The sequence below is a fragment of the Enterococcus sp. 3H8_DIV0648 genome, from assembly GCF_002140655.1.
Classification (GTDB): Bacteria; Bacillota; Bacilli; order Lactobacillales; family Enterococcaceae; genus Enterococcus_A; species Enterococcus_A hulanensis.
In genome coordinates, this window is record NZ_NGLG01000001.1 from 1,473,082 (window position 1) to 1,485,187 (window position 12,106).

Below are 12,106 nucleotides of genomic sequence, written 5' to 3' on the forward strand. Positions count from 1 at the left end.
TATTTTTAATTCTTACGGTGATTATCGGGTTTTATGCTAAAATAACGCAACAGATTTCCTTGCTGATCATTGGAAATGTCATCAATATATTATTGAGCAGTTTACTAATCATTTTTAAAAGTCCTTTGATTACTCTGTACCATACATCTTCGCCCTTCACGGCAGCCGTCCCCTTGATCGCACTATTTCTAATTACACAGCTGACTGGTATTTTTTGGGGCTACGCGTTCCACAAAGAAGCAGCACTTTCAATTGATAAAGAAAAAGAAAATTAAAAATCTTCGGATCGTTAAATTGATCCGAAGATTTTTATTTGTTATTTGTCGGTTTGATCCATATTTCGATTTTTGGATCATTGGTCACATTTACATATTTCTGAATCAAAAATGGTTCCATCTCTTCCATTCCGATGTCATGTTTTTGCAGCCACGTTCCAAAAAAATAGTTGTTTGCTTTATACAAAGCATCTTCTACTAAATAATTAAAATTCTCCGCCTCAAATGTGCAGACATAAAAATTACCAGACTCTAGACAAAATTGATCAAACCCAGCCGCTTCACTACTATCAGATAGACCGCCTACAAAATATTGAACTTTCCCCGGTGTGGCATCGGTCGTAAAATAATCTATTTCTAGTCCATCTTCCGCCAAATTGGGAATCGTATCTTTCTTCTCATGAAATTCATCCCACAATTCAATCAGTGTGTTCACACCAGCAGTATTCATTTCTCTCGCATCCACTTGGCGTGAGATACCGGTGTAATATTCTTTTTTCTCAAGTTTCCGCTGGTTTATTTCCAACACCATATCATCAACCATCAGCGGCACGCCCTCATCCACCAGGGTGTAATAAATCGACAAATCCGGCTTCAAAAAATCCGTTAGCAAGATTTTACTTTTGCGATACGCATCAGGTGTGATTCCATAAATTTCTTTAAAGGCCTTAGTAAACGTTTCATGACTATTAAAACCATACTCCAGCGCAATATCTGCGATTCTTCGATCAGTCGATCTCAATAAAGGTTTCGCATTTGCAACTCTTCTAGCTTTGATATACTCATTCACTGTTTTTCCAACCAGACGGCTAAATAATTTTTGAAAATAGTACAGCGACAAATAGGAAACTTTTGCCAAGTCTTCAATCGTTAATTCTTCTTTGATGTGCTCTTCAATATGGTCTACTGATTTTTGGATAGCTTCCCAAGCATGCATTTTACTCCCTCCTCACTCGATTACCTTGTTCCTTTATAATAAAAGTTTAGCATAAGAGTAAAATACAAGCTTGTTCGCTAGTGCCGTTTATAATTTATCTAACTCTTCGGCTGGTGTGATGACTGGTTTACCATCCTTGTCTAATAATGGCGTTAACCCGCCAGCATAACCAACTTTGTTAAACATGTAGTTCACACCCGTTTCACGATCAACAAAGACCATGATTGCGTCCAATTTCCCTTGAGAATATACCCTTACAAAACGTTCTTTTGCCATTTTTCTTTCCTTCTTTCCTTTTTTTATAGCGTTTTCATTGAAACTAAATCTAGCGTAGCACAACCGACTTAACCAAACAATTAATTTTTGTCATTTTTCTTCAATAAATCATAAAAAAGGCTTCGCGAACTCGCTCAGCTTTTGAGCAATAAGACCAAAATATTTCTAAATTGCTTCTCAAATTTCGAAATATTTTTGCTTATTGCCGATAAAGCTAGTTCGTGAAGCCAGACATGGATATACCCGCTACAAAGCGATTTATTCATGTAAAGATTTTATACTTTCTTTATAGTCAAAAAAAGAAATCTTTTTGCAAAGATTTCTTTTAATCCTTATATTTTTTTGACAGGAATTTGAATTTCTGTCAGCCAGTCATCCTCAGAGTCCTTATTCCAAAGCCCATCAATATAATTCTCTCGAGCTGAATCAATAATCTCGTAACCATTATTTTCAACAAATTCGATTGCTGCGGCATAAGCTTTAGGAATACCTTTATATGAGCCCTTATGCATTGTACAAACTGCCTCAGGTACTTCTTCAATGTGTTTGAATTTTAAGTCACCTACATCTTCCTTCATTTCAGTCACAGCTTCGCAGACTTCGATATCAATGTTTTCCTCTTTATACTCATTGTCGTGGTAGATATTAAAACAATATTCCGGTACGGCACATACACATCCCGCTCTTTCCATCTGCGCACCCATCTCAGGAATCGTCGAAAACAGCGCCTGAAAATTCGGGACAGTTTTCCGCATCGAAGCGACGATTGCTTCCGGCAGCTTTTTGACTACCATATGATAATTTTCTTCTTCCTGTTGTAGATAGCCTTCGATCTGAGAAAGCATCGACATGCGTTCGGAAATTTCTTTCATTAACTGCTGCTTCTTCCGTTGCAAGATGCGCTGCTCACTTACACCGTCTTGCACTTGCTTGATTTCTTCAATACTGTAGCCGATTCCTCGCAGTGCTAAAAGACGATGCAGCGGCTCCAGCTGGCTGGAGCTATAATAGCGATACCCATTATCAGGATCGATGAAGCGGGGCCGCAGCAGCCCCACTTCATCGTAATACCGTAATGTTTTGATTGTCACTTGATTCATTTTAGAAAACATCCCGATGCGATAGAGTTTTTCTTCGATTTTTTCACATTCTTGTTCCATGAAGTCCTCCTTTTATTCCCAACGAAATAGTTTCGCAGCTAATCCGAAGCCTGCGACTGTGATCACACCCAATAGAATCAGAACAAACTGCGGATTACCGACTGGTTGATTCAGACTGACACTCTTTAGTAGTTGAACGCCTTGTGTTAATGGCAGAACACCTGCAACTTTTTGCATTCCTTCTGGAAAGATTTCAAAAGGAATCACTGCACCCGATAAAAACAGCATCGGAAAATAGACTAAACTGCAAACTAGATTCGCGATCTTCATGTTTTTACACACACTGGCGATCAATAGCCCTAAACTATACATAGCAATCATAACTAAAAAGTAACTAGCAATCAATAATCCCCAGCTTCCCCGCATCCGATAACCTAGAAAAACAACCGATACAAGTGCTACTAATCCAGCAGAGATGATTGCCGTGACCATGGCAACGACTACCTGAGTAGCGATCAAATGAGCCGGTGAAGCGGGTGTCACGAAAAAGTGCTTGAGTATTTTCTTGTCGCGATAATCACAAATTGTCAGCGGGATACCCATGAAAGCAGTCGCGCAAATACCTACGGCTAAAAGAGAACTAAAGCTGCTGTCTAAAAAAGTATAAGAAGCATTGCCCGCTTGTTTATTCCCCGCAATCATGGTGGTCAATAGCAAGACACCTAAGGGCATGCCGATCCCAAAAAGAACACCATCAATTGAACGAAGCGCCAATTTTCCTTCGATTTTCGCTAAGCTAAGTACCTTATTCATCTACATCCTCCCCTACATACCAAAGATAGGCATCTTCCAGATTATTTTGACAACTCTCAGTCAATAACTCTGAGACTGTTCCTTCCGCGACCATGTTGCCTCGTTTGATCAGAAAGAGTCGATCACAAAGAATCTCGGCCTCTTCCATATAATGAGTCGTCAAGAAGATTGTCAGTTGCGTCTCCTTGAGTTTGAGCAAAGTTTGCCAAACATTTCTACGTGCTTCAGTATCCAATCCCGTCGTTAATTCGTCCAAAAAGATAATTTCTGGATCTGGAATCAAAGCGAGTACAATAGAAAGTTTTTGTTTTTCACCGCCGGAGAGTTTCTCGACAGGCTGCGCTTCAAATCTTTCCAACTTAAATAAGTTCAATAATTCTTGATAATCTCGCGGCTCTTTGTATAAGCTTGAGATTTCTCGGCATAATTCCCCCACTCGGATATTATTTTGATAACTGGAAGATTGTAGTTGTACGCCCACTCGTTCAAAAACTTCACGGCGCCGTTTACGCGGGTCCAGCCCTAAAATTTTGGTAGAGCCTTGATCGGGTCGCTTGATTCCTAACAGTGTTTCAATCGTAGTCGTTTTCCCCGCTCCATTTGGCCCCAACAGACCAAAAACTTCACCTTTATTGATGGTGAAGGATAGTTGGTTGACGATTTTCTTTCCGCCAATTTCTTTTGTTACTTGTTTTGCTTCGATAGCTGGATTCACTCTGATCCTCCCCTTTCATTAACAGAATACTGTCTCCTGTTAAGGGAGAGTCAACGGCAAAAAAATTATTGCTGCTTCACGATAAAAATCGTTCCTTCTTTCTGATAGCCTTGCTTTTCGTAATAAGGATCAACATCGCTCATTACATACACCGTTTGCTCAGGGAAATCCCTGCAAGCTTGCTCCATCAGGTAGCGGCCATAATTTTTCCCGCGACAACTGGCATCTACCAATAAATCGTACACATAAACACCAAAGCCATCATCTTCGCGACAGCGAGCATAGCCGCAAAGCTTTTCAGCCTCGAAAAGTAAATAGGTCAGAGAAGTTTGCAAAGCAGTCGAATATTTTTTTCGCTCTTCACCGCGACAATATTCGTTCCACTCCGTTTCCTTTTCCATCATCGCGAATAATTCATCTTCGTCAGTTCTTTTATAAGGTCGAATATACCAATCATTTTCCATTTGAGTGACTCCTTTTTATTTTATGATAGCAAATACGATTCGGTTCTGCTTCGGTAAATTTTGTCAAAAAAAAAGACATCCATTTCTGAATGTCTTAGTTCTGTTCAAAATAATCTCGCGCAGCCTGCTCATCCGCATCCAGCTGCTTAATCAAGCCTTCAACTGATTCAAAGGCTACTTGTCCGCGCAGCATATGATACCAGCGTACCTTGACCTTTTCACCATAAATTTCTTGATTAAAATCAAAAATGTTGATCTCAACCGTCAGCATCCGATTCGAACCAAAGGTATCATTATGTCCAATCGACCCCATTGCCGGATACCACTCATCGCCAACTTTGATCTGATTAACATAGACCCCTTCTTTAGGCAATTTCATATCATCAGGCACTTGAATGTTTGCCGTGGGATAGCCGAGAGTTCTCCCGCGTGCTTCCCCATGAATAACAGTGCCGCTAGTTTCATAAATATACCCTAACAAATGATTCGCCTCATCCAAACGTCCCTCCGACAGCAATCGGCGAATACGCGAAGAACTGATTTTTTCGGTTTCATGCTCTTCTGTTTTCTTCGCAACGATCACCACTTCAAAACGATCCTTGGCATATTTAGGAAGATGCTTGGCATCGGCGGTTTGATCCTTGCCGAAATTATAATCGAAGCCTGAAACTGCGGCTTTAGCATGCAGCCCAACGATATACTGATCAACAAACGCTTGCGGATTCAGTGCGGCAAATGACGAGGTGAATGCTACTTCATATAAAAGATCCACACCTAACTCTGCCATGCGTTCCTCTTTCTGTCTTAAAGTAGAAAGATATTTGATTGGTTTGCTTTGCACTTGCTGGAATACAACTGCAGGATGTTGGTTAAAGGTCATCACCGCTAATTTTAAATTCTTTTCTTGCGCAATCTTTTTACCAGTATTAATCACTTCTTGATGTCCCCGATGAACACCATCAAAAAAACCCAAGACTAACACACAATCTCCTGCAGGAATTTCTTCTGGTTTATAAGGATGACGTAGTTTTATAATTTCCATCTGACATGCCTCCTGATTCCTATCCATGAATTTATTTAAGTCGTCTATTATTCGTTATCAGACAAACTGTGACTAGCAGGACTGACTTCGTTTCGTATCACTTTGCTGGGCTTTAGCAGCCAATTTTTTTCTGGGTGTTGTCCATACAGACTGACTAACTGATCATTATAAAAGAAAGCAATCAGTTCGCCCGGCATTTGTTTGATTCCAAAAGCCTTCATTGGTAAAACCTGCCCATTTTTAACTTTTTGCCAATCATCATCCGTCAAATCGATCCGCGGAAATTCTTTCATCGCCTCTTCAATCGGCTGCAGCGCTTGATCAATCTGACCTTTTTCCATCAACTCACTGACTTGAGCTAAGGTAGCCGCCTGCCCTACTGAAAAGCCGCCGCTGGCTAAACGTGTCAGATCCGACATGTGCGCTGGATAGCCGAGTTTTTCACCAAGGTCCACCGCTAAGGTTCGAACATAGGTCCCTTTGCCGCAAGTTACCTGAAACCGCCAGCTTTGCGTTTTATTCGCTTCATCATAAACCGGCTCTGTCGTCCGTTTAAAACTTTCAATTACCGCCTTGCGCTCTGGTCGTTCCACCGTCTCACCAGCTCGTGCATATTCATATAAACGCTTGCCGTTGACTTTGACCGCCGAATACATCGGAGGGATCTGCTTAATCGTTCCGATGAATGTTGCCATCATTTGATCAATTTCTTCTATTGAGAGTGGTTGCTCTACGGCTCTAGTCTCGACAACTTCACCGCTGCGATCCTCCGTTGTGGTAGAAAAACCCAGTGTGATCTCACCTTCATAAATCTTTCCGCTATCTTGTAAATACTCGATCACTTTGGTTCCTTTTCCAATACAGATTGGCAAAACACCATCCACATCAGGATCTAACGTGCCACCGTGACCGACTTTTTTTGTTTGTAAAATTTTTCTTAGTTTAAAGACACAGTCATGACTCGTCATGCCGCGTTCTTTCCATAACGGCAAAATACCGTCCATCGCTGTTTCCTCATTTCCATTTATAATCAACGTTCCCATTATAGCATAGCTGCTCTGAGAAATGGCAAGTCAACGCTGGCTGCTTGACACTGTATTTCACGGTCGAAGAATACATATCTCACTCAGCAGACAAACGATTCGACTAGACTTTCTAAACAATGTATTTTTACTTTCTCAAAGCTCAAAAAAACCGTCAATTATAACTGACGGTTTAGTAATTCTTTTCTTTAGCTTTTTTCTTTTGACGTTGCCGATTGATCACAAATGAAATACTTGGATCAGATGGCTGCTGCATTGCATAGGATTCTAATTGATTGACTTGGTGTCGATAATTATTGGCCGCAAAATTAGAAATGTCCTCATTGCCTTCGTACTTATCAATGAGTTTTCTTTCCAAATAAAACCCGCGAATCAATTCTTTCGCATAAATTGGATCTTGCTGAATCAAATAGGTGCCAAATAATCCATGACCGCTGACTTGGTGCATCAAATTTTTCCGTTCATCTACAAAGAAATCAATCAAATCTTCATCATAAACATCCCGCAGGTTTTCCAAACTATCTAATATCGCTTCGCTGTTGCGAATAAATATTTTTCTAAGTGTAGAAATATCTTCATTATCCACTGTCTCTTTACGCTTCTGCCGCCGCTGCCAAAACATTTTTGGATGCATAATGACACGAATAATACGCCGAACAAAGATCAACCAAAAACTAAGTAAGGACAACATTTGTTTCGTAACCGATTCAGACACGTTTGAAATAAAACGTGAATACAAGCGATAAGCGCCTGAATCAATTTGATGGCGTCTAAAGCTTTCATCCAGTCCGTCGCGTTCAACCGAGATAATCAATGCCTGGATTTCTTGAAATTCCTGCTGCGCACTTTCCGGCATCGAATTATTAAAGACCATTTGAATACGCCCTTGATAATTCGCAATTACGGCAAGTAGTGCAAAGCGTTCTTTTTCGCTTAACTTTTTATTATCTAAATCTTCGTAAAGCTCGCTGATCACTTCGCGAAGAATCAACATTAACTTAGGATCGGTAGGCGGTACAACTTCCCCTTCCGATAGAATCGGCAACAAAATCATACCGATGATTAAGGTCAAAAAAGTCACGCAGGCTGTAATGAACAATAGCAGCGATCGTTCGGGAAACTCCAAACCATTGATCGTTGTCGGTAAAATGAAAATTGTAGCGATACTGACAGTCCCCTTAACACCGCCGAAGGTCAACAACAATCGATCTCTCAACTGTTCATGATTTTTCTTCCAGCCTTGGGTAACGATGTAAAAACCACTAACAAACATGAATCGTAAAACGAATAATAGAACCGTGAGTAACAATACGATGCCTAATAGATGAATGTTGGAATAATTTCGACTATTCCAGACTGGAGAAAAGACTTGGGAAAGTTCAATCCCTAAGAAGATGAATACTAATGCGTTCAGCATAAAGCTGATCGTGCTCCATGAGCTTTCAGTTACATTAGAAAGCTGGGCTTCGAATAAATTAACTCTCCGGAAGCCGGTTGCCTGCAAGACACCTGTAACAACCGCAGCAATGATTCCGGAAGCATGAAATAATTCCGCAATAAAATAGGCCGCAAATGGCAAAATCAATTCAATCAGCAGATACGCCGATACGTCTTGAGCCGAGATGCGCTCAATAATTTTTATGACTTCATTTTTGACCCAAATGATTACTAAACCAACTAAAACACCCACGATACTTGATTCAAGTAAAGAAACTGACGCATCCGCCGCAGAAAATTGACCAGTCAATAACGCAGCTACAGCAAACTGAAAGGCTGTTACACCCGTTGCATCATTGATCAGCCCTTCACCTTCTAAGACGTGCATCACCGATTCAGGAATATTTAAACGTTTCGCCAGCGAACTAACCGCCACCGCATCAGTTGGACCTAAAGAAGCTCCAAAAGCTAAACAAGCCGCGATCGGAATCGCCGGCAAAATACTATGCAAAACAAAACCCAAACCAAACAAAGTAAAGATCACGCCGCCAAAAGCCAGAAGCAAGATCAAACCGAAATGTTTCAAGATCGACGGAATATCTGCGGTCTCACCTTCTCGGAATAATAAGGGCGCAATGATCATTACCAGAAATACTTCCGGCTCAAAATGGATGGAGCTGCCAACTTCGGTAAATCCAAGAATGATACCGATAATGATTTGGATCATAAAAATTGGAAACGACGGGAAAACTTTTGCTAAAACATTCGATAAGGTAATGGCAATGGCTAAAATGATAATAATCTCAATTAAGCCCATTCACTCACCTCTTGGAACAATTCTCTTTTGCCTTAAATAATAATTTTAAGAACTCTCTTTTCTTGATAATGATTCGGTCTTCCAAATCAGACAGTTCTTTTGATTCACCATCTAACGAAAGCTGAGCACGCTTTGTTTCCATACGCAGCAAATCATGCTTCATTCGTTCTAATTTACGAGAAGTTAAGACATTGATTCTCTTTATTTTTTGTTTAACGGCTTTACGTTCTTCAGGGCTCAGGTTTTCAAATTCTTTATGGAGAGCCTTCATCCGTTCTTCAAATTCCGTAGTCATTTTAGACTTTGCCTCCTTGAAAAAATATCCAGCAAAAGGATTAAATACAAACTGCATACACTTTAACAGGATTTGTCCAATAATGCAATCAACACAGTATCCAATTCGACAACCAACCATTAATTATTAAACTTCTCAATTAAACTGCACCGAAAAAGAGCAAATTGTCAAAAAAGAACCCGAAAAATTCTTCGGGTTCTTACGAATTTATTCTTTATTTAAGTCACGGATCATTTGATCGATTTTAGAACCATATTCAACTGATTCATCTAATTCAAAAAATAATTCTGGTGTTTTATAGATCGATAGGGCATGGCCTAATTCACGACGAACCAAGCCGCTTGCTTTATTCAATCCTTCTTGTGCCTTTTCTTTGTCTGATGCCTTATCAGATAATAGGCTGTAATAAATCGTCGCTTGCTGCAAGTCGCCTGTGACATGAACATCAGTGATGTTTACATCCTGGACCCGCGGATCACGAACTTTTTTTCGCAAGATGTCATTGACCTCTTTTAAAATCTCTTGAGCGAGACGACGATCGCGATAATTTGGCATAACGACTGCCTCCTTGTTCATACTAATTCATTTGCCTTAGATACTCCGCTGCATATTAAGAATACACAGCGGAGCTGGCAACTATTTTGGTTTGATTTCTTCCATAATAAAGCCTTCGATTACATCGTCGACTTTAATGTCGTTGAAGTTTTCAATCATAGCGCCACATTCGTAGCCCATCTTAACTTCTTTCACATCGTCTTTGAAACGTTTCAAGCTGGCAAGCTTGCCCTCAAGAATAACGATACCGTTACGAATAATCCGCACACCGCTATCACGTTGGATCGAACCTTCGTTGACATAACAGCCAGCGATGGTACCGATTTTAGAAACTTTATACGTTTCGCGAACAGTCATTTGACCAGTGATTTTTTCTTCGTATTCAGGGTCAAGCATTCCCTTCATCGCTGTTTCGATTTCTTCGATTGCTTTGTAAATGATACGGTGCAAACGAATATCTACTTTTTCAGCAGAAGATTGCTGTTTCGCTTGCGGTGTTGGACGAACGTTAAATCCGATGATGATCGCATTACTTGCGGCAGCTAGAGTAACATCACTTTCATTGATAGCACCTACTGCTGAATGGACGATCTTCACACGAACGCCTTCAACATCGATTTTCTTCAATGATGCAGCCAATGCTTCAGCAGATCCTTGAACGTCAGCTTTGATGATTACATTAACTTCCTTCAATTCGCCCTCTTTAAGAGATTCGAATAAGTTATCTAATGTCACACGAGCACTTGAACTGCGGTGTTCAAGCAACGCACGTTTCGCACGTTCTTCCCCGGCTGCACGCGCTGTTTTTTCATCTTCAAAGATAGCAAAACGATCTCCTGCTTGAGGAACATCATTCAATCCAGTAATTTCCACTGGTGTTGCTGGTCCTGCAGCTTTTTCACGACGACCAATATCATTGGTCATCACACGAACACGACCATAAGTGTTACCGACAACGATTGGATCGCCGACTCTCATCGTACCTTGTTGAACCAATAATGTTGCAACTGGTCCTTTTCCTTTATCAAGACGTGCTTCGATAACTGTTCCGATGCCGTGTAACGTTGGATCAGCTTTCAAGTCTTCCACTTCGGCAACTAATAGAATCATTTCTAGTAATTCCTCAATGTTTTGGTTGAACTTCGCTGAGATTTCAACGAAAATCGTATCGCCGCCCCATGCTTCAGGAATTAATTCATATTCGCTTAATTCTTGCATGACATGTTGAGGATTTGCACCAGGTTTGTCAATTTTATTTACTGCTACGATAATCGGCACTTTCGCCGCTTTCGCGTGGTTGATTGCTTCAATCGTTTGCGGCATCACTCCATCATCAGCTGCTACAACTAAAATCGTGATGTCTGTGATACTTGCTCCACGGGCCCGCATGCTAGTGAAGGCCGCGTGTCCAGGTGTATCTAAGAAAGTGATCGGCTTGCCGTTGATATCGATTTGATAAGCACCGATATGCTGCGTAATTCCGCCTGCTTCACCACTCGTTACACGAGAATGACGCAATGTATCTAGTAATGTTGTTTTACCATGGTCAACGTGCCCCATGATTGTTACTACTGGAGGACGAGAAACTAAGTTTTCTTCGTTAACATCTTCTACATCGAAGAAACGATCGATATCAGCAATATCAATTGTAACTTTCTCTTGTGGTTCGATACCGTAATCAGCAGCTAACAATTCAATTGTATCTTTATCTAATGGTTGGTTTTGGTTAACCATAACACCCATCATAAATAATTTTTTGATGATTTCAGCTGGCTCGCGATGGATTTTCTTCGCGATATCCGCCACATTCATACCTTCTGTATATTCCAAGATTTCGGGTAATTCACGGAATTTACGTGGAGGCACAGCAGGCTTATTGCTTTGTTGCTGTCTGCCTTTTTTACCTTTTTTATTGAATTTGTTTCTGTTGCGATTCTGATTGCCGCCAAAATTATTATTACGGTTTTGATTGCCATAATTATTTTTATTGCGGTTTTGGTTACTACTTTGATTTGTTGAACCGCCTTGTGCCGGACGTTGCGCATTGTTCGTTCCGCTTTGAGCAGGACGCTGGCCTTGGCTTTGCGTATTATTAGCATTACCCTGTGTTGGGCGTTGACCTTGATTTGGACGTTGTGCGTTATTTGCACCGCCTTGTGCCGGGCGTTGACCTTGGTTTTGGCGTTGTGCATTGTTGTTTGCACTGCCTTGTGTCGGGCGTTGGCCTTGGTTTTGACGTTGTGTGTTGTTTGCAGCACTACCTTGTGCCGGACGCTGACCTTGGTTCTGGCGTTGTGCATTGTTTGCACCGCTTTGTGCTGGACGCTGACCTTGGTT

Annotated in this window: 13 protein-coding genes; 1 reads left to right on the top strand and 12 read right to left on the bottom strand. The window is 40.9% G+C overall.

The annotated features are described in order from the left end of the window. Positions 1 to 275: hypothetical protein (locus tag A5875_RS06795; RefSeq protein WP_088932904.1), on the top strand; the 275-nt coding region annotated here is incomplete at its 5' end. Between the two features lie 34 nt (positions 276 to 309). On the opposite strand, the gene A5875_RS06800 is transcribed toward A5875_RS06795, so the two are convergent. The 12 genes from A5875_RS06800 to infB all read right to left on the bottom strand — a co-directional run. Further along, the gene (locus tag A5875_RS06800) at positions 310 to 1,212 is read right to left on the bottom strand and encodes a helix-turn-helix domain-containing protein (protein WP_088932905.1); all 903 of its coding nucleotides are present in this window, start codon (positions 1,210 to 1,212) and stop codon (positions 310 to 312) included. Between the two features lie 87 nt (positions 1,213 to 1,299). Next, positions 1,300 to 1,488: a DUF6440 family protein gene (locus A5875_RS06805; RefSeq protein ID WP_088932906.1), complete on the bottom strand. Its 189-nt coding sequence runs from the start codon at positions 1,486 to 1,488 to the stop codon at positions 1,300 to 1,302. 332 nt (positions 1,489 to 1,820) lie between these two features. After that, a complete protein-coding gene (locus A5875_RS06810) occupies positions 1,821 to 2,648 on the bottom strand; it encodes a MerR family transcriptional regulator (protein WP_088932907.1) in 828 nt (275 codons plus the stop codon). A gap of 12 nt (positions 2,649 to 2,660) precedes the next feature. Then, complete coding sequence (locus A5875_RS06815; RefSeq protein ID WP_088932908.1) at positions 2,661 to 3,401, bottom strand: ABC transporter permease; 741 nt, start codon at positions 3,399 to 3,401, stop codon at positions 2,661 to 2,663. Then, entirely contained in the window at positions 3,394 to 4,116 is a 723-nt protein-coding gene (locus tag A5875_RS06820) for an ABC transporter ATP-binding protein (RefSeq protein WP_088932909.1), read from the bottom strand. The genes A5875_RS06815 and A5875_RS06820 overlap by 8 nt, the downstream gene beginning before the upstream one ends. 65 nt (positions 4,117 to 4,181) lie before the next feature. Continuing rightward, positions 4,182 to 4,580 (bottom strand): GNAT family N-acetyltransferase, encoded by a 399-nt coding sequence (locus A5875_RS06825; RefSeq protein WP_088932910.1) that lies wholly within the window; start codon positions 4,578 to 4,580, stop codon positions 4,182 to 4,184. A gap of 94 nt (positions 4,581 to 4,674) precedes the next feature. After that, the gene (gene ribF / locus A5875_RS06830; RefSeq protein WP_088932911.1) at positions 4,675 to 5,622 is read right to left on the bottom strand and encodes a riboflavin biosynthesis protein RibF; all 948 of its coding nucleotides are present in this window, start codon (positions 5,620 to 5,622) and stop codon (positions 4,675 to 4,677) included. Positions 5,623 to 5,669: 47 nt separating this feature from the next. After that, positions 5,670 to 6,626: a tRNA pseudouridine(55) synthase TruB gene (truB, locus tag A5875_RS06835; protein WP_088934646.1), complete on the bottom strand. Its 957-nt coding sequence runs from the start codon at positions 6,624 to 6,626 to the stop codon at positions 5,670 to 5,672. Positions 6,627 to 6,837: 211 nt separating this feature from the next. Next, complete coding sequence (locus tag A5875_RS06840) at positions 6,838 to 8,919, bottom strand: cation:proton antiporter (RefSeq protein ID WP_088932912.1); 2,082 nt, start codon at positions 8,917 to 8,919, stop codon at positions 6,838 to 6,840. Between the two features lie 4 nt (positions 8,920 to 8,923). After that, positions 8,924 to 9,214 carry a hypothetical protein gene (locus A5875_RS06845; protein WP_088932913.1) on the bottom strand — a complete coding sequence of 97 codons (291 nt, stop codon included), beginning with the start codon at positions 9,212 to 9,214 and terminating at the stop codon, positions 8,924 to 8,926. Positions 9,215 to 9,421: 207 nt separating this feature from the next. Beyond that, positions 9,422 to 9,769, bottom strand: coding sequence for a 30S ribosome-binding factor RbfA (gene rbfA, locus A5875_RS06850; protein ID WP_088932914.1), 348 nt, complete (start codon positions 9,767 to 9,769; stop codon positions 9,422 to 9,424). Between the two features lie 81 nt (positions 9,770 to 9,850). Further along, positions 9,851 to 12,106: translation initiation factor IF-2 (infB, locus tag A5875_RS06855; protein WP_254911854.1), on the bottom strand; the 2,256-nt coding region annotated here is incomplete at its 5' end.